This window comes from Anaerovibrio sp. JC8 (genome assembly GCF_002100115.1).
Classification (GTDB): Bacteria; Bacillota; Negativicutes; order Selenomonadales; family Selenomonadaceae; genus Anaerovibrio.
Window position 1 is genome coordinate 155,066 of sequence record NZ_ANBM01000003.1, and the last position, 20,159, is coordinate 175,224.

General features: G+C 48.0%; 15 protein-coding genes. All 15 read right to left on the reverse strand.

Annotation, left to right across the window (positions count from 1 at the left end):
• Nucleotides 1–18: 18 nt before the first annotated feature.
• Nucleotides 19–1,284, reverse strand: coding sequence for an NAD(P)/FAD-dependent oxidoreductase (locus D081_RS03745; protein ID WP_085022795.1), 1,266 nt, complete (start codon nucleotides 1,282–1,284; stop codon nucleotides 19–21).
• Between the two features lie 180 nt (nucleotides 1,285–1,464).
• A complete protein-coding gene (locus D081_RS03750; protein WP_085022900.1) occupies nucleotides 1,465–2,805 on the reverse strand; it encodes a GntP family permease in 1,341 nt (446 codons plus the stop codon).
• Between the two features lie 89 nt (nucleotides 2,806–2,894).
• Entirely contained in the window at nucleotides 2,895–3,740 is an 846-nt protein-coding gene (locus tag D081_RS03755) for a class II fructose-bisphosphate aldolase (protein WP_085022796.1), read from the reverse strand.
• Between the two features lie 15 nt (nucleotides 3,741–3,755).
• Nucleotides 3,756–5,180 (reverse strand): four-carbon acid sugar kinase family protein, encoded by a 1,425-nt coding sequence (locus D081_RS03760; protein ID WP_085022797.1) that lies wholly within the window; start codon nucleotides 5,178–5,180, stop codon nucleotides 3,756–3,758.
• Nucleotides 5,181–5,197: 17 nt separating this feature from the next.
• Nucleotides 5,198–6,091: a 2-hydroxy-3-oxopropionate reductase gene (garR, locus tag D081_RS03765; RefSeq protein WP_085022798.1), complete on the reverse strand. Its 894-nt coding sequence runs from the start codon at nucleotides 6,089–6,091 to the stop codon at nucleotides 5,198–5,200.
• A gap of 213 nt (nucleotides 6,092–6,304) precedes the next feature.
• Nucleotides 6,305–6,958 (reverse strand): GntR family transcriptional regulator, encoded by a 654-nt coding sequence (locus D081_RS03770; RefSeq protein WP_085022799.1) that lies wholly within the window; start codon nucleotides 6,956–6,958, stop codon nucleotides 6,305–6,307.
• Nucleotides 6,959–7,195: 237 nt separating this feature from the next.
• Nucleotides 7,196–8,380, reverse strand: coding sequence for a type III PLP-dependent enzyme (locus D081_RS03775; RefSeq protein ID WP_085022800.1), 1,185 nt, complete (start codon nucleotides 8,378–8,380; stop codon nucleotides 7,196–7,198).
• Nucleotides 8,381–8,576: 196 nt separating this feature from the next.
• On the reverse strand, nucleotides 8,577–9,956 hold the full coding sequence (locus D081_RS03780; RefSeq protein ID WP_085022801.1) for a YjiH family protein: 1,380 nt from the start codon (nucleotides 9,954–9,956) through the stop codon (nucleotides 8,577–8,579).
• A gap of 176 nt (nucleotides 9,957–10,132) precedes the next feature.
• Nucleotides 10,133–10,726 (reverse strand): orotate phosphoribosyltransferase, encoded by a 594-nt coding sequence (gene pyrE, locus D081_RS03785; RefSeq protein WP_369823991.1) that lies wholly within the window; start codon nucleotides 10,724–10,726, stop codon nucleotides 10,133–10,135.
• A complete protein-coding gene (gene pyrF, locus D081_RS03790) occupies nucleotides 10,726–11,442 on the reverse strand; it encodes an orotidine-5'-phosphate decarboxylase (RefSeq protein ID WP_085022802.1) in 717 nt (238 codons plus the stop codon). The genes pyrE and pyrF overlap by 1 nt, the downstream gene beginning before the upstream one ends.
• 148 nt (nucleotides 11,443–11,590) lie before the next feature.
• Nucleotides 11,591–14,827, reverse strand: coding sequence for a carbamoyl-phosphate synthase large subunit (gene carB, locus D081_RS03795; RefSeq protein WP_085022803.1), 3,237 nt, complete (start codon nucleotides 14,825–14,827; stop codon nucleotides 11,591–11,593).
• 3 nt (nucleotides 14,828–14,830) lie between these two features.
• Complete coding sequence (gene carA, locus D081_RS03800; RefSeq protein WP_085022804.1) at nucleotides 14,831–15,904, reverse strand: glutamine-hydrolyzing carbamoyl-phosphate synthase small subunit; 1,074 nt, start codon at nucleotides 15,902–15,904, stop codon at nucleotides 14,831–14,833.
• A 3-nt stretch (nucleotides 15,905–15,907) separates the two neighbouring features.
• Nucleotides 15,908–17,200, reverse strand: coding sequence for a dihydroorotase (locus D081_RS03805; RefSeq protein ID WP_085022805.1), 1,293 nt, complete (start codon nucleotides 17,198–17,200; stop codon nucleotides 15,908–15,910).
• A complete protein-coding gene (locus tag D081_RS03810) occupies nucleotides 17,197–18,144 on the reverse strand; it encodes an aspartate carbamoyltransferase catalytic subunit (RefSeq protein WP_233127415.1) in 948 nt (315 codons plus the stop codon). Before D081_RS03810 ends, D081_RS03805 begins: the two co-directional genes overlap by 4 nt.
• Before the next feature lie 303 nt (nucleotides 18,145–18,447).
• Nucleotides 18,448–20,046 (reverse strand): ribonuclease J, encoded by a 1,599-nt coding sequence (locus tag D081_RS03815; protein ID WP_233127419.1) that lies wholly within the window; start codon nucleotides 20,044–20,046, stop codon nucleotides 18,448–18,450.
• Nucleotides 20,047–20,159 lie beyond the last annotated feature (113 nt).

A 20,159-nucleotide genomic window follows, 5' to 3' on the forward strand; every position in this document is an offset into this window, starting at 1 on the left:
TTTTTATTGAGCGTTGGATTATTTCTCAAGCTCTTCAAATTTAATGTTGGTTATTATACGACCAAGGCGGGCACCGGAAATAAAGTTCCAGAACCACTTGATGCCCACGGTGATATCCTCGTGAGCCCCCTCAAGCCGCATGAGATGCAGGAACATCCAGATAACCCATGCCAGGAAGCCGCCAATTTTCAGTGCCCCCCAGGAAACAACAGCCTCACAGCGGCCAATTGTGGCCATGCTGCCGTAGTCCTTGTACACAAATTCCTGCAGCTTTTCGCCCTTGATCATGCGGATAATATTATCCACTGCAGCCCTTGCCTCCTGATTGGCCACAGGAGCCACTGTAGGCAATGGCCGGCCATCCTGCAGGAAGTGGGCATTATCACCGATGGCAAATATTTCCGGATAGCCAGGAACCTGCAGAGTCTTTTCCACGATAACACGGCCTGCCCTGTCACACTCGGCACCAATGGTTGATGCCAAATCATGGGCCCGGACACCAGCCGCCCAAATAACGGTCTTGCTTGGAATAAAGGTACCATCCTTGAGGGTAAGGCCATCCTCACTGCAGTCTGCCACCTGGGTATTCAGCATAACCTCAACACCCTTCTTCCGCAATACATCCAAGGTGTATTTCTGAAGCTTTTCAGGCATCATCGGCAGTACCCTGTCTGTTGCCTCAATAAGCTTAATGCTTACTTCATCGAAATTGAGGTTAGGATAGTCCAGCTTCTGCACAGCCACCAACTCAGCCAAGGCTCCCGCTTCCTCTACACCGGTCGGACCGCCGCCAACACAGATAAAGGTCAGCATCTTGCGACGCTCTTCCTCACTGTCCTCCTGCTTATTGGCACGTTCAAACATATGAAGGGCATGATTGCGGATATGCAGGGCCTCCTGAATGGTTTTCATGCCGTAGGAATACTTCTCCACGTTTTTCATACCAAAGAAATTATTGGTAGCCCCGGCAGCCACAATTAGGTAATCATAGGAAATGTCACCGTGGTTGGTGTGAAGAATCTTATTTTTGCCGTCAATTCCCGTAGCCTTGGCCATAAACAGATCCATATTTTTCCGCTTACGGAACATGGCTCTTACCGGGAAGGAAATATCATCTGTGGAAAGCACCGCTGTAGATAACTGATACAAAAGTGGCTGGAACAGATGATAATTAGTTCTGTCAACCAGAGTAATCCTTACGTTGACATTCCTAAGGGCCTTCATGGCCGCAACACCGCCAAAGCCTGCACCAACTATAACAACATGAGGTAATTTCTCAGTCAATATATATCGCTCCTTTTTTTAATATCATGATTAAGGTAGTTTATTATATCACATCTTTGCAATAAATAATATACATAATATAAATCATCCCTACAAGGCTTTTACACAAAATCTTGTAGGGACAATTATATTGAAAGTATGGGATATAAAATGACTTATCTGAAAATAATCAGCTGATTACTACATAAGTCCTGGCAATACATTCTGGAACATACTGAGTATCAGAATAATAACCAAGCCGGTTAAGCCAGCCACAAAACCACCTATGGTCCATGCCTTCATGGTTTGTGGGAAAGTAAAGCCGGAAAAACGGTTGATAACCCAGAAGCCGGAGTCATTTGGCAGGGATAAGCCAACACCGCCGCAGCAAATGGCCAAGCCTACCAATATTGGAGAAGCACCCATGGATTCAATGGATGGAGCAACAATTGCTGCTGTTGTAACAAGTGCCACAGTAGCTGAACCCTGAGCAGCACGGAGAATCTGGCTCAGTGTAAAGCCAAGGATAATAAGTGGTACATTAAAATCATGCATAGTAGCAACAATGTAGTCACCGATACCAGTTGCATTGATAAGTGCACCAAAGCTGCCGCCTGCACCGGTAATCAAAAGTACCATACCAGCCTGGCTGGCGGCACCGGTAATCATTTCTTCTGCCGGCGATTTAAAATATTTCTTCAGAGTCAGCAATGCAACAACTACACCAAGGAACAGGGCAACATTCTTGTCACCGATAAAGGCACAAATCATGCCCAGGGTAGATTCCTTATCCAAAACGGCCCCTGCAACTGTACCAATCAAAATCAAAATAATAGGAAACAGTATCAGCATTATGGCCAAGGTTCCGGAGCAATGTTCACTGGACCGTCCATAATCCTCGGATAAATCAATGTTTTGCTTTTCATGACCACACTGCTCAGGAAAAAAATGCTTTACAGTCAGCTTGGAATAGAGCACACCACCCACCAGGGCAGCCGGAACGGCAACAATGATGGAATAAAGAACGAACGAGCCTACAGAAGCATTCAGTGCTCCAGCAACTGCCATTGGGCCCGGAGTAGGAATGATTATACAGTGACCAATAATAAGGCCAACGCCCAACGCTGTTACGAATCTTGCCAAAGGAATACCGGTTTTTTCAGATAACTGACGGGCAAGATTTACAAGGATTACGAATGCTGCGTCAAAATACACCGGAATCGCAACGATAACGCCTGTCAAGGCCATGGCCAAAGGTGAATTTTTGACACCTATTTTCCTCAATGCCAGGCTTGCTATTTCTTCTGTTCCACCAGTCTGATACAACAGCTCACCCAGCATTATACCTAAAGCAATTACTATACCTATTCCGCCCAAAGTGCCACCAAAGCCGGATGACACACTGCTTAAAATTTTTGGTACAGGCAACCCTGCCGCTACACCAATAACCAAGGATGTTAAAATTAATGCCAAAAATGGATTCACCTTAAACTTGATAATCAACAGCATCAGTAAAATAATGCCGCTTAAGAAAATAACCATTAACAAAAGAATCTCCCCCTTACTTTAAAATTCTTTTTTGGATTAAGGTATATGACTTACGCCTAACAGCCATACACTTTTTTATCAGTTTAGCCCCTCTTAAATAGATCCATATATTGTTCCACTACAGCCGTCATCTGCTTTTCAGCCGCCTTGGTCATTGCTTCAAAGCGTGTGTTGGCATCTGTGTTGGCCCCCAGGAACTCGCGGGAAGCCTTTATTCCGGTAGTGGATACCTCAGTATTAATATTTATTTTTCTGATTCCCAATTCTATTGCCTTACGAAGCAATTCATCCGGAATCCCGGAGCTGCCATGCAATACCAATGGGATATCTACAGCTTTATTTATACTGTCAAGCTGCCCAAAATCCAGCTTTGGCTCTCCCTTGTATATTCCGTGAGCATTGCCAATAGCTATTGCAAGAGCATCTGCCCCGGATGTCCGGGAATATTGCCGGGCATCAGCCACGGAAGTGAAGCTCCCCTGCTCCCCCGTTGCTGCCGGTGTACCATCCTCCGGATTCATATATCCCAGCTCGCCCTCCACACTGGCTCCCATACCATGGGCAATATCTGCCACATAACGGCTTTGCTCAATATTTTCTGCCAACGGCAGGGCTGAGCCATCGTACATGATGGAAGTAAAGCCTGCCTTTAAGGCCCGGAATATAGTCTCCAGCTTCTTGCTATGGTCCAGATGCAGAACCAATGGCAGCTCGCAGTGGGCTGCATAATAGCTGAACATGGATGCCATCGCTTCCAAAGGCATATGCTTATCATAGCTTTCCCCAAAAGATACAATAGCCGGAGATTGGGTATTTCTGGCCGCCGCCATAACAGCCTGAACCGATTCCACATTATACACATTGAAAGAACCAATGGCCATCTTCTTTTCCTCGGCCAACTGAAGGATTTCTTTCAAATTCATTAGCATACCAATATCCTCCTATTATTTGGTACAGAGCATATCAACAACCTTGCGGAGAGTATCAACAGCTCCCACATTACCTGGGAATATAACATAAGCCATATCAGGGAATTTGCTTTCCTTGCCGGTCTTCCAGACAGGAATGCCAGGAGCAACCTGTCCCATAACCATTGCATGCTTTACTGACAGGCCCTTGGTTCCCACATCACTGGAAGTAATTCCCCCCTTGGCAATAAGGAAGCCAGGCTGTATTGATAAACGATTTACTATACTGGTTATTGCCTCGGAAATCTTCACAGAAACCCGCAGTGATTCTTCCTCAGAACCGGCATCAAACCGCTTACGGCCGGTATAGACGGCCACAGTCTGACCGTTTTTAATATCCTTTTCCACCTCAGCCACAATCCGCTTCAGTTCATCCTCCAGCTTCTCAGGCTCCAAAACCAGCATATGATTAAATTCAATACATTTTACATAAAGACTCTTTTGAAGCTCTTCAAACTGCTTTGTGGTTTTCTGCACATGGGAGCCAATGATAATAAGACCACCATTATTGTTTCCGGAGGCAACCAGCTCTTCCCTGGTCAGCAGCGGTTTATCGGAAACGCCGCCGATAACCTTGGTAAATGCTGCCGCCGTACGGAACATGAAGCTCTTTCCCTTGTTCATGGCTTTTATAAGAGCAAGGGCAAATACCTTGACGTCTACATAATCAACTGCATTAACAATTACCTTATTAAAATCCTTTACTGCCAGCAGCTGATTAGTGATTTTTTCCACATCAAAGGCCCTTAAGTCATCCAAAGAAATGCAGGTAACCGAATCCTTGGTGTACTGTCCCCTGGTTTTTTCCTCAATATATTCAGCCATGTTGGACTTGGTATAACTGAAGGTCTTATCCTTGGCAAATTCCGTCTCCCCGGCCGGAGTCAGATATTCCTCCTCCTGCACATAATGGACATTTCCAATGGTAAAGCGCCCACCCTCTTTGAAGAATGGCATCAATACCTCACCGTCAATAGGCTGGCTTCCCTCAGCTTCCACCACCCTGCGCAACGTCTCAGTCTCCAGTGGATAGTGTCCCCGAAGAGTTGAATCGCTGCGGCTGATAATCATAAAGCCCTGATTACGCTTCTTGGCCTCTGCTGCTATGCGCTGTGCCATAATAGTGTGCTGCTCTTTGGTATATTCAGCAGAAAAAGCCCGGGAATTGGTCAGAATAAAGAACATTGAATTGGCTTCATCAAAACCTGCCGCAATGCTTTCTTCTGTCCAATCAGTGTAAACTGAAATATCGTGAACAGTTTGTACACCGGTAGGATCGTCATCCAGAACCACAATTTTCTTGTTAAAATCCTTCAAAGCAACATGTAATGCTGCCTCCACCTTTTCCTCATCTATTTCCTTTATGTTTGCAAAAAGCTCGCTTTTTAAAACCTTGGCCATTTCCTGTCCTCCCACTATCACTCAGCAGTCTTTACTTCGACCCCGGATATATGCTCATAGAACTGAACTATACCGCTGTGATCGTCCATAATATGACCGTTTGCCTTAAGGCTGAGCATAATCTGCTGCAATTCGCTGGTAAGAACAAGAGGCACTTCAAGACTCTTGGCCGTATCCATGACATTGGTAATATCCTTCAAATTGATAGCAATGGTACCACCCGGATTGAAGTTGCGGCTGTACATCATAGGAGCCTTGGCATCAAGCACCACACTGCCGGCCAATCCGCCACGAATGGCTTCATATACCTTCTTAGGATCAGCACCAGCCTTCTGTGCCAATACCAAAGCCTCAGAAACAGCGGCAATGTTAAGATTAACAATAATCTGGTTGGCCAGCTTGGTAACTGAGCCACTGCCATTTGGGCCCACCACAGTAACAGAGGTTCCCATGGCATCAAATACGTCCCGCATTCTGGCAACAACGGCTTCCTCACCGCCAATCATGAATGCCAGGGTTGCATTGATGGCACCGGGCTCACCACCGCTGACAGGTGAATCAAGGAAATCACAGTTCTTTTCCTTGGCCCATTCGGCAAACTGCTTGGATTCAACAGGAGTTACAGAGCTCATATCAGCAATAATAGTCCCCGCTGACACGCCTTCAAGAATTCCATTCTCCCCCTTCAGCAGGGAGGCAACAATTTTGCCGTTAGGAACCATGGTGATAACTACATCCTGTCCCTGGGCAGTCTCCTTAGGGCTGGTACCGGCTTTTGCCCCCTCCTTGACCAAAAGCTCCACTGCTTCCTGATTAATATCATAAACAGTTGTCTCAATCCCCTTCTTTAAAAGGTTGCGTACCATTGGCTTTCCCATAATCCCCAGACCAATAAAACCTACTTTTGACATTTCTAATTCCTCCTACTTGATTTTTCCCCTTATTATATTTATGTCAGTACGTAATATGTAGCATACTACTCAATTTAAAAAGATGTACCATGTAGCATACTACTTACTGCACAAACAAATACCTGATTCATTGCCCCCGACAAACCATACAACCGGTGCAGAACTGCTGCAGCAGGACTGCCACGGTATGCTGGTGTGTCTGGATTTCTTGGATTACATATGTCTGCTCATAAGCTCCCGTGTTTTGTCCATATGATCCTGAAGGGCCCTTACAGCCTCATCGCCATCACCGGCCTTAAGCGCCTTTAATATGCGCTCATGCTCCTGAAAGGCCATCTCATGCCTGTTCTTGTACACCAGGGAGCTTATGGTTACACGCTCAACCTGTGCCCGCATCATCTGGAAAATACGGGCAAAATACATATTGCCTGTATAGTTGATGCTTACCTCATGAAATTCCATATCCGCCTGCATGAACTCATAATGATTATCCTGGTCCCGCAGCTTCTTCATGGTATTTTCCAGACAATCTTCCATTATAGCCAGGGCTTCCTGACCTTTTTGGGTGCCAGCCCCCTCTGCCAAACAGCGAAGTGTACACTCCTCAATGGCTTCACGGGCCTGTATAATTTCATTTATGTGTTCAACCGAGACCGGCTTAACGCCAAAACCACGGTTTAAATAAACCTCTATGAGATCCTCATTTCTCAGCTGCAATACAGCTTCTCTTACCGGAGTACGGGATATATTGAGCTTATCAGCAATCATCTGCTCAGAATAGATTTCCCCCTCATGAAGACTGCCGTCCACAATAGCATGACGCAAATACTCATATACCTGGTCTTTATATGATACCTTTTTTATCATGTCAGGATACCCTCCTCTGTTGTATGTAGTATACTACACTCAAGTACCTTATTGCAATTACTTTTTATTATTTTCTTTGTTTTTATATTTTTGTGCAAATATTCATTTTTTTCTTCCAAGTTATTTCATCTGACTATGGGGGAACAATAAAAAAATACCGCCGGACAGAATGCAATTCTGTCTGACGGTATCTGTACTTATATACTTGAATACCTCGTACTTATTGTTTTTGCAGGCTTAGATGGCCAGATCCTTATTTTCCTCCTGCTCAGCCTCATCTTTGCGGGCTGCATACTCAGGCTGCTCCTCAAAAATAACTGTTGGAGCCAATTCAAAACCGTTAAAGCGACTGGCGCTGACGCTGGTATAAGAGCCCATATCGCTTACCAGCACCCTATCCCCTACGGACAGCTTTGGTGCCATAAAATCACGATAAAGCACATCAATGCCATCACAGCTTGGACCGCCGAAGGTGGAAGGCTTCATTGGCCCCTTGCCAAAGCAATGCAGTGGATAGGTCCAGTGGTCAAACATAATACCGGAGAAGCACCCGTATATACCTTCGTCCAGGATATACCAAGGCTTGCCACCACGATTCTTGGTACCAATAACGGAGGTTACCAGATTAACAGCAGTGCCGCACATAAAGCGGCCTGGCTCCATCCATACCCTGGTATCCGGGAAAAGACGGTCTATCTGATGATTGATGGACTCCATCATAGCAGCCACATCAACGGCCAGACCATCTGCATCCGGAACAGGGAAGCCGCCGCCAATATCCAATTCAGTTAAGTGCATCCCCCGGGCCTCAGCCTCATCGAAAAGATTACGAACTAAGAGCAGTGCCTCCTCATAGGCTGCCGTAGAAAGGGACTGGCTGCCTACATGGAAGCAGATACCTCTGGCACGGAGACCGGCCTTCTCGGCCTTTTCCAGCAGATCCAGTGCCTCATTCATTGGTGCGCCAAACTTGGTATTCAGATCAACCAATGCCTTGTTGTTGCGAACCTGAATACGTACCAGCACATCAGCCCCCGGAACCGCGTCAGCCATCTTTGGTATCTCGGACTCATCATCATAGGTGAAACGATGCACCCCATTGTCAATTGCCGCCTGCAGCCCCTTGGCATCCTTCACCGGATTGGCATAAATCATGCGGGAGCCATCCACCCCAAGCTCTGCCAGTGCTTCAATCTCACCAGCTGATGCCACATCAAAATGGGAACCCATTTCTGACAGCATCTGCAAAACCTCAGGAGTTGGATTGGCCTTGATTGCATAATATACACCAGCCCGTGGCAAGTGGTCACGCAGGAAGCGATAGTTCTCTGCTACCTTCTCAAGGGAGGTTACAAGGAACGGGGTCTGAATCCGTTCTGCCATAGCGTTCATTTCCTTTTCGGTAAGTCTGAAACTTTTCATATCACATTAACACGACCTTTTTTCTTAAATTTGGCCTATCCATAAAATTGCATAAACCTACAGAGTGTATTGTAATACATTCGTTCCTATTCTACAACTAAAAAAACTATTTTTTGCATTTTTTTACAAATTATGCATTATTTACTAAAAATCACCTGCCCCAGGGGACAGGTGATTTAAATACTTATAATGCTGTTTATAAAGTTTTGGCAATAAAGGCCAGCAGTGGCAGCGCAATGATAGTACGCTCCAGGAAAATCACGAACAGACGCTTAATATCAAGGCCAACATTGGACTTAACAATGATACTGCCCACCTCGGTGAGATAAATTATCTGAACCAAAGACAAGCCAGCCACCAGGAAACGGGTCTGCTCAGGCAAGTCAGGAGAGGTAATCAACGCCGGAATAAACATATCGATAAAGCCCACCAGGGTGGCCGGAGCGATCTCAAAGGCCCCTTCAATACCCAGGAAGCTCATATAGGCACCCATAGGATAGGAAACCCACTGCATAATTGAGGTTTCATTTACAAGCAGGGACCCCAGTGTTCCCCACGCAATTACTATTGGAATCAGATCCATAATAATGCCAATGGTCATTTTGCCGGCTGAATCCAATGCATTCATTAAACCGAATTTCTGGGCCCGCTTCATGGCTGCCACCCAGGCCCATCCCAACAAGGAGGTGGACTCTGGCACTTCCTCATTTATGTTTTTCTCACCGCAATATTCATCAGGGATGTTGGACAAAGGTGGAATACGTACACCAATCATAGCCAGCAGGAGGCCGATGGCAGTTACAGAACCGTAAAGCAGAAGGAAATGGTTGGTTACATTCAGTGTTTCGGCAATTACCATACAGAACGGAATAGATACCAAAGAGAAGTTGGTCATAATTGACGCAGCCTCACGCTTGCTGTAATAGCCATGCTGATGCTGGTTGCCGGTAATCAATACGGCAGTATTGGAGGAAGCCAGCCAGGATGCAATCAGATCCACAGAGGCACGGCCAGGCACCTTGAACAATGGTCTGATTAAAGGTCTCAGCAATATACCCATAAATTCCATAATGCCGCAGTCGGTCAGGAACGGAAGCACAAAGCTCAAGGTAACAGCAATGGCAATCAGTGTCTGAGCCAGGGAAACCATGCTGGCCCCCACGTCCTCACTGCGAACAGCCTCAGGGCCCACCTCAAACACAACACATATGGTTACAAGCAGGGCAATCAGACGGGTCAATGCATAAGGCTTGGATACAAACATCAATGGAAAAATCCAGCTATATCTGCCTGATTTTTGAGGCTTCCAGAAGCATCCCACCAGGGCACTTAACGCAGAAAAAACCACAACAACTGTAAGAAGCCAAGGTACATTCTGCTGAATAGCCTTGTCCAGTGCCTCAGTCAATACACTGAGGGCTGTATTGTAGGTACCGCCTGTGGTATCCCACGGATACAAAAACATAAAGCATCCAAATAATGAACACCCTACAAATTTGAGAATATCTGATAAACCATATTTTTTCGTTGAAGTATTCTGCTCTTCCATTTCTTGTTTTGCAACCATTGTCTGCATTATTATCCCTTTCGAATTATATAAATATGATATTCATTAGTGAATTATCTTTCAACACACCAACGCATAATATAATACATGATTATGGAAATTTATGCAATGAATAATTAGTATAAAAATACCGTCAGATGAATTATCCATCTGACGGCTTTATTATTTTGCGATTTATGAAATTATTATTTTCCGGTTCTGCCACGCTTGGTCATTGGAATACCCTTCTGACACAATGGGCAGTTGTCCGGCTGGAAGGTCTGAACATCCATGTGGAGCAGTGCTGTGCTTGGCACATCACCAAAGGTAGCCCGGCCGCCGCTGCGGTCAACCAGCATGCTTACTGCTACTGGAATACCACCATGCTCCTTTACTACATCAATAACCTCACGAATGGAACCGCCGGTGGTAACGATGTCCTCAACGATGAGAACCCGCTCCCCTTCATGGAGAGTAAAGCCGCGGCGGAAGGTCATCTTGCCATTTTCACGCTCAGTAAAGATTGCTCTGGTACCAAGAGCCTTGCCGGTTTCGTGGGCCAGCAGAATACCACCGGTTACAGGGCCTACTACGGTTTCAATATTGGCATCCACAAACTTGGCAGCCATGGCCTGGCACAGCTTCTCAGTATATTCAGGCTTCTGAAGTACATTGAATTTCTCCACATAACGTGGGCTGTGTAAACCGGAGGTCAGCAGAAAATGGCCTTCCATTATTGCACCGGTCTCCAGCAGCATATCCTCTACTTCTTTTTCAGTCAGCTTCTTTAACTCTGCCATTATTTTACCCTCTCCATTTCTTTAATAATTGCTTCTGCAGCCAGCTTCGGATTCAGAGCAGCCCTAATTGGACGCCCCACCACCAGATGGGTGGCACCATTCTTCAAGGCTGCCTCTGGGGTGGCAATACGGCTCTGGTCATCAATGCTGGCCCCCGCAGGGCGTACCCCTGGGGTAATAATCAGAAAATCCGGGCCGCAGGCCTCACGGATGGCGGCCGCCTCCTGAGGAGAGGCCACTACACCATCAAGACCGGCTTCCTTGGTGAGCTTGGCCAAACGAACCACCTGCTCACGGATTTCACACTGCATACCAAGGCCCTGCCAGTCATCCTGGTTAATGCTGGTCAGAATAGTTACCGCTATAAGCTTCGGACATGGAATTCCCATTTCCTCAGCCTTTTTATGCACCCGCTCCGCTGCCTTCTTCATCATGGTAAAACCACCGGAGGCATGTACATTCATAATATCCGCCCCCTGCGCCATAAGGGAGCAGAGACCTTCGGCCACGGTATTGGGAATGTCATGGAGCTTAAGGTCCAGAAAGATGTTCTTCCCCTGTTCCTTCAAATAGGATATGACCTTGGCTCCTTCGCTGTAGAACAGCTCCATGCCAACCTTGTAGTAGCTGACGCTATCTCCCAGAGTTTCTACCAGCTCTTTTACATCGTCAAATTTATGATAATCAAGGGCTACAATCAAACGATTATCTGCCATAAAAATCTCCTCTATCCAAATAATAGTGCGAAGGAATTTTGCCGTAGAACGAGGCAGCATGAGAAAAATCCCGGAAGCGTACTAAATAAGGTACGCTGAGGACATTTTTTGAAATGCTAACAAAGTTATACGGCAAAATAACGAGCACTTATGCCAGGTCGTAGCCGCCGCCCACATAATCCTGAATAGCCAGGCTATACACTAAGCGGCGCTCCCGCATGAACTCCAGCACATTGAGAACCTCCCAGGCGGTATCCAGGGAAGTCAGACATGGGATAGCATGCTCTACCGTTGCACGACGGATCTTGAAGCCATCGTGTACAACGCTCTTGCCCTGATTCTGGGTCATGGTATTGATGACCATGTGAATGCGACCCTTCTTGATCTGCTGGATAATGTCCACACTGCGCTCGTGCATCTTGCCCACTACTTCCACATCAATGCCCATGGACTGGATAGCCTTGGCACTGCCGGCAGTAGCTACCAGCTTGAAGCCCAGCTCGGAGAAGGCCTTGGCCAGCTGCTTCATTTCTGCCTTGTCCTTGTTGGCTACAGTAAAGAGAATGGTACCATTTACCGGTATATTCATGCCGGCACCGGTCATGGCCTTGTAGAGGGCCCGGTTATAGTGATAATCGATACCCATAACCTCACCGGTGGACTTCATCTCAGGACCGAGGGAAATATCCACATCAGCCATCTTGTTGAAGGAGAATACTGGCGCCTTTACTGCCACATAAGGCTTAGGGCTGACCAGACCAGTCTTGAAGCCCAACTCCTTAATAGTGGCACCCATGGCAATCTGGGTTGCCACATCCACCATCTGTACATCTGTTACCTTGCTGAGGAACGGTACAGTTCTGGAGGAACGTGGGTTTACCTCGATTACGAATACCTCATCGTTGGCCACTACATACTGGATGTTCATAAGGCCCTTGACGTGGAGCCCCACTGCCAGACGCTTGGTGTAGTCCACAATGGTGTACTTAACCTTCTGAGGCAGGGTCTGTGGCGGATATACGGCAATGGAGTCACCGGAGTGAACGCCGGCCCGCTCGATATGCTCCATAATACCCGGGATAATCACATCAACGCCATCGGAAATGGCATCGACCTCAACCTCGGTACCCTGCATATAGCGGTCTACCAAAACCGGATGCTCAGGAGTAACCTTTACAGCCCGGCCCATATAATCAACAAGCTCTTCCTCGTTATATACGATTTCCATGGCCCGGCCGCCCAGTACGTAGGAAGGACGAACCATTACAGGATAACCGATTTCAGTAGCACCCTTGATGGCATCCTCCTGATTGGTTACACTGATGCCCTGTGGGCGTGGAATACCAGTCTGGGTAAGCACTTCATCAAAGCGCTCCCTGTCCTCTGCTCTGTCGATGTCATTTACAGAGGTACCGAAAATCTTGATGCCGGCCTTGCTGAGGGCCTCAGCCAGATTAATGGCAGTCTGGCCACCAAACTGTACGATAACGCCCTCCGGCTTTTCCTTGTCGATAATGTTCAGCACATCCTCGGCAGTCAGCGGCTCGAAGTAAAGTCTATCGGAAATATCGAAGTCCGTGGATACGGTCTCCGGATTATTGTTGACGATAATGGCTTCAATGCCCATGTTTCTGAGGGCCCATACAGAGTGAACGGAGCAGTAGTCGAACTCCACACCCTGGCCGATACGGATAGGACCGGAACCCAATACCATCACCTTACGACGCTTGCTGGAGGTATCTACCTCATCCTCCTGGGCATGGAAGGTGGAATAATAGTATGGAGTGGCCGCCTCAAACTCAGCCGCACAGGTATCTACCATCTTGTAGCATGGCAGAATGTTCATGGTCTTTCTGAGGGTGCGGATTTCATCGGTGGTCTTGCCAGCCAGCTCTGCAATGGAGCGATCAGCCAAACCCACATCCTTGGCTGCCAGCATCAGGCTTGGAGTAATCTGCTCTTTCTGTATACGCAGCTCCAAATCAGTGATTTTCTTAATCTTACGCAGGAACCACTTATCTATTTTAGTTATGTCATGGATACCATCCACATCGATGATACCCCGGCGCAGAGCCTCAGCGATAACAAAGAGGCGTTCGTCGTTGCACTTGGACAGGGCCTTGATAACCTTGTCATCGTTCCACTCGTCCATATCCTCCATGTGAAGGCGGTGTACACCGATTTCCAGGGAGCGGACTGCCTTCAGGATAGCACCCTCGAAGTTACGGTCGATGGACATAACCTCACCGGTGGCCTTCATCTGGGTACCCAGAGTCTTGTCGGCATAAACGAACTTGTCAAATGGCCAGCGTGGGAACTTAACTACACAGTAGTCCAGGGCTGGCTCAAAGCAGGCCTTGGTCTTCTGGGTTACGGCGTTGGTAATCTCATCCAGGCTGTAGCCGATGGCAATCTTGGCAGAAACCTTGGCAATTGGATAGCCTGTGGCCTTGGAGGCCAATGCAGAAGAACGGCTTACACGAGGGTTTACCTCGATTACATAATACTGGTTAGTCTTAGGATCCAGAGCATACTGGGCGTTACAGCCGCCCTCGATGCCCAGCTCACGGATAATGCGGATGCTGGCACTTCTCAGCATCTGATATTCATGGTCAGTCAGGGTCTGGGAAGGAGCCACAACGATAGAGTCACCGGTGTGAACGCCAACCGGGTCAAAGTTCTCCATGTTACAGATGGTAATACAGTTGTCGTTGCCGTCACGCATTACCTCGTACTCGATTTCCTTCCAGCCGGCCACGCTGCGCTCAATAAGCACCTGGCCAATCATGGAATACTTCAGGCCCTTGATAACAATATCAACCAGCTCTTCCTCATTTTCAGCAATACCACCGCCGGTGCCGCCCATGGTATAGGCAGGACGGACAATCAGCGGATAGCCGATTTCGTTGGCAAACTGAACAGCAGACTCCACGTCCTCTACAATGGTGGACTCCGGAATAGGCTCGCCCAGCTTGTTCATGGTTTCCTTGAAAAGCTCTCTGTCCTCTGCCTGCTCAATGGCCTTCAGTGAGGTACCCAGCAGTTCTACGTTGTACTTTTCCAGAATACCACGCTCGGAAAGCTGCACGGCCAAATTCAGACCAGCCTGGCCGCCCAGGGTTGCCAGCAGGCCATCCGGCTTTTCCTTGCTGATAATGTGCTCCATGAACTCCACAGTCAATGGCTCGATATATACTCTATCCGCCATGTGCTTGTCAGTCATAATGGTAGCCGGATTGCTGTTTACCAGCACTACCTCCAGGCCTTCCTCCTTAAGGGCGCGGCAGGCCTGGGAGCCGGCATAATCAAATTCAGCGGCCTGACCGATGATAATAGGGCCAGAACCGATAACGATAACCTTCTTTAAATTTTCCTTCTTTGGCACTACTTATTCCCCCTTCGTCTCGCCAGTCAACAATGTCCAGAACTGGTCAAACAGATACATGTTATCATCAGGGCCCGGGGAAGCCTCCGGATGATACTGGACGGAGAATAATGGCAGGGAGGTATGACGCATACCCTCTACAGTGCCATCATTTACATTAAGATGAGTAACCTCCAGCGGAAGCTCCTTCAAGGAGTCCTCCTCTACGGCATAGCCGTGGTTCTGGGAGGAAATATACACCCGGCCGTTGCGCAGGTCCTTAACCGGCTGGTTGGAGCCGCGGTGACCAAATTTCAGCTTGTAGGTGTTGGCACCCAGGGCCAGTGAAATCAGCTGATGGCCCAGACAGATACCAAACATTGGCTTCTTGCCAATGAGCTTCTTAACCTCGGCAATAACCTCAGGCACATCCTTTGGATCTCCAGGGCCGTTGGAGAGGAAAATTCCCGCAGGATTCATGGCCAAAATATCATCAGCCTTGGTGTCTGCCGGTACTACAGTCAATTTACAGCCCAGATTGTGGAGAGAATTCAGGATATTCTGCTTGATACCGAAATCCATTACTACCACATGAGGACCATCATTATCCATTACATACTGCTCAGGAGTGGTAACCTCGGCTACCACATCGGTTTTAATTGGCACAGCCATAAGCTTGTCAATTTCTTCCTGGGTTGCATCCTCGGATACGATAACACCCTTCATGCAGCCCTGAGAACGGATGGTCTTGGTTACTGCACGGGTATCCACATTGTAGAGGCAAGGAATCTTCTGGTCATTAAGGAATTTGGCCAGCTCATTTTCCTTCTGCCAGTTGCTGCCCTCATCGCAGAGCTCACCGATAATGAAGCCATTGACAAAGGATTTGCGGGACTGCATAAACTTCTCAGCCACTCCGTAATTACCAATCAGCGGGAAGGTAAGAGTAACTATCTGACTGCAATAGGATGGGTCAGTAAGAATCTCCTGATAGCCGGTCATACCGGTGTTAAATACTACCTCACCAGTAGCCGTAAGCTCGTTGAGCAGGTCACCGGTGAATACGCTGCCATCCTCAAGAATAAGTTTTCCTTTCAAGAATTACACCTCCACAATTACACCATTATCCATTACCAGCTGGCCATCAACCAGAGTCTTGATAGCCTTGCCCTTGAACTGGCGGCCGATAAATGGAGAATGAGAACCCTTGGTATAGAACTTCTTGTCGTCAACAGTCCACTCCAAATCAGGGTCAATCACAGTTATATCAGCAGGCATACCTACGGAGAGGCTGCCGGCATTTAAATCGAAAATCTTGGCTGGCTCAGCGGTGAGCTTGGAAATCATGGTAACGAGGTCCAGCTTGCCAGGGGCCACCAAATCAGTCATCAGACAGCCAAGGGCTGTTTCCAGACCCGGGAAGCCGCTAGGAGCATACATATACTCCCGGTCCTTTTCCTCCTGGGCATGTGGGGAATGGTCCGTAACGATACAGTCAATGGTGCCATCCTTGATACCCTCCAGCACTGCTTCCACATCCTTGGACTGGCGCAGTGGCGGATTAACCTTGGTGGAGCTGTCAGAAAGAACCACCATATCATCGGTCATAGTCAGATGCTGCGGAGTAGCCTCGGCAGTAACCTTCACCCCACGCTTCTTGGCCTGACGTACCAGATCTACCGCATTGGCAGAGCTGATGTGGGCCACATGAACCCTTGCACCGGCATATTCAGCCAGGGCGATATCACGATATACGGCAATATCCTCAGCAACCGTTGGACGGCCCTTCATGCCCAGCATGGCACTGCGGTGGCTTTCGTTCATAACGCCCTCATCCACCAGGCTAGGGTCCTCTTCATGGTTGATGATAACCTTGTCAAAAGGCTTCAGATAATCGTAGCAGTTAAGGAGCACCTTGGCGGACTTGGTAAAGTGACCGTCATCGGAGAAGGCGACTGCTCCTGCCTCGGTCATATCACCCATTTCAGCCATTTCCTCGCCCTTCTGGCCCTTGGTAACCGCACCGATAATCTCTATATGAACTACAGCCACATCCTCTGCCCGCTTCTGAAGGGAGCGGACCATTGCGGCGGTATCTACTACTGCGTTGGTGTTAGGCATGGTAGCCACGGTGGTGTAACCACCTGCTGCCGCAGCCTTGGAGCCGGACTCAAAATCTTCCTTGGCTTCCTGGCCTGGCTCACGGAGATGAACGTGCATGTCGATGAAGCCCGGGCATACAATCTTGCCCTCTGCCTCGATTACATTATCAGCAGTTGCCTTGATATTGCAGGCTACTTTAGCAATCTTGCCGTCCTCGATTAAAACATCGGCTACTTTATCAAATGAATTGGCAGGATCGATTACTCTGCCGCCCTTAATCAATGTTTTCATGCCTTGTTACCTCCAATCAATGCGTGGGTCAGTATAGCCATACGAACTGCTACACCATTCTGCACCTGCTCCTGAATAGCGGAGTGGTCGCCGTAAGCTACGAATGGAGAAATTTCCAGGCCCTTGTTCATTGGACCAGGGTGAAGAACCAGTACATCATCCTTGGCCAAAGCCAGACGCTTATCGTTAAGGCCGTAGATACGGGCATATTCTCTTGGAGATGGGAAGAGGCCTGCCTTTTGGCGCTCCAGCTGAATGCGGAGAACGTTGATAACATCCGCATCCTTAATGGCATCCTCAATATTGTCATGGATTACGATGCCCTCTTCCTCAAAGAGATAACGTGGCATCAGGGTTCTTGGGCCAGCCAGATGGACCTCAACACCCATCTTGCGCATGCCCTGAATGTCCGAACGGGCTACGCGGCTGTGGGTGATATCGCCTAAAATAACGTACTTCAAGCCTTCCAGATGTCCCTTGTGCTCCTGCACTGTAAACAGGTTAAGCAAACCCTGGGACGGATGGGCATGGGCACCGTCACCGGCATTGATAATAACCGGACTGGCAACCTTGGCAGCATACTCTGCAGCACCCTCAGCCTTGTGACGCATTACGATGGCATCAACACCCATGGCCTCAACAGTGTACAGGGTATCCCGCAGGCTCTCGCCCTTTACGATACTGGAGGTGCCGGCAGTAATATTTACCACATCGGCTCCCAAATACTTACCAGCCAGTTCAAAGGATGAACGGGTACGGGTACTTGGCTCGTAGAACAAGGTCACGATGGACTTGCCTCGCAGGGCCGGTACCTTCTTGATGTCACGATGAATGATGTTCTTCATCTCCTTGGCGCTTTCCAGAATCACCTGGATTTCCTCGGCAGAGAAGTCGGCCAACGCCAGAACATCCTTGCCTCTGAGGTTTACTTTAGAATTATCCAAGACAATCACTCCTTTATTATTTTGACCCGACTGGTTGTGTGAACTGAGCAACAAAAAAAGCTTTCTCATGCCGAGGCACAAGAAAGCTAAAATCTGCTTTTAGATATAGTTATCCCAGTAAATATTGATAGCGCACTATCTTACCAGCTTCCTTTATCAGCCTCACAGGACTAATTTCAAAGGTCATTATTCAACTGTAAAAACTATAACACATAGTCGATACGAAAGCAAGGAATATTAGTAGTTATAATATATTTACAACAAAAAGAGGACTGCAGGAACAGTCCTCTTTAAATTTCAATATCAGATTTCCATAATGATTGGCAAAATCATTGGGCGGCGGCGGGTGCGCTCGAAAATATAGCGTCCCAGAGCGTCACGCATAGCGGACTTCAAGCCGGACCACTCGGTAATGCCTTCGTCCTCACAGCGGGCCAAAGCTTCCTCCACCCGGGTACGGACATCATCCATGAGCTCTTCGGATTCACGGACATAGACAAAGCCGCGGCTGACAATATCAGGACCAGCCACTACAACGCCCTGCTCCTTGTCCATGGTAACCACGATGATAATGATACCATCCTGGGACAGCTGACGGCGGTCACGGAGAACGATGTTTCCAACGTCACCTACACCAAGGCCATCAACCAAAATGCGGCCGGAGGTAACCTTGCCGGCTACCACGCCCTTGTTCTTGGTGAACTCCAAAATCTGGCCATTTTCGCCAATGAAGATATTTTCCTTCTTCATGCCCAGCTCCTGGGCCAGCTTGGCGTGCTTCACCAGATGGCGGTACTCACCATGAACCGGAATAAAGAACTTAGGCCGAACCAGATTGTGCATCAGCTTCAGCTCTTCCTGGCTGGCATGGCCGGATACGTGGATGCCGTTTTCACGGCCATAAACCACATGGGCTCCCAGCTTCAGCAGGTTATCAATGGTTCTGGAAACCAGCTTCTCATTGCCTGGAATAGGGGTAGCGGAAATAATAATGGTATCACCTGGCACAATCCCAACCTTGCGGTGGTCGGACTGTGACATACGGGTCAGGGCGGACATTGGCTCGCCCTGGCTGCCGGTGGTAATAACAACGACCTGATTAGCCGGATAATTATTTATCTCATCAATATCGATGATGGTTCCCTCCGGAGCGGTGATATAGCCCAGCTCCCGGGAAATATTCACTACATTGACCATGCTGCGGCCAAGAACAGCCACCTTGCGCTTGTAGCTGATAGCAGTATTGATAATCTGCTGAATTCTATGCACGTTGGATGAGAAGGTAGCTACGATAATGCGGGAATTTGCATTGTGGAAGGCCTTGTCAAAGGAAACACCAACGGTGCTCTCACTTGGGGTATGCCCTAAACGCTCAGCATTGGTACTGTCCGCCATCATTACCAGTACACCCTTGTTGCCCAAATCGGAGAAGCGTCTGAAATCAGTCATCTTTCCGTCAATTGGGGTATAGTCCAGCTTAAAGTCGCCTGTATGGACAATGGTTCCAATAGGCGTAGTAATAGCCAGACCTACAGCATCAGGAATACTGTGGTTCACGCGAATAAAATTCACGTTAAAGGAGCCAGCCTTGATACTGTCACCCTGCTTTACGGGACGTAACATATCATTGCCTACTCCATTTTCCTTCAGACGACCTTCAAGGATACCCAGGGTAAGTCTGGTGCCGTACACTGGTGCGTCTATCTCCTTCAGCACATAAGGCAGTGCCCCGATATGGTCCTCGTGACCGTGGGTCAACACAATGGCCTTAACGTGCTCCCGGTTTTCCTGCAAAAACGTAAAATCAGGAATAACCAGGTCTATACCCAGCATCTCCTCGTCTGGAAACATTAAACCGGCATCTATAAGCAGTATCTCCTCGCCGTACCGCACTACTGTCATATTTTTGCCGATTTCACCTAATCCGCCCAAAGGAATAATCTGTAATTTTTTCTCTTTTGGCAAAAATCACACCTCCATATTTAATTAGAAAACACATTTATGATAAATCCGAA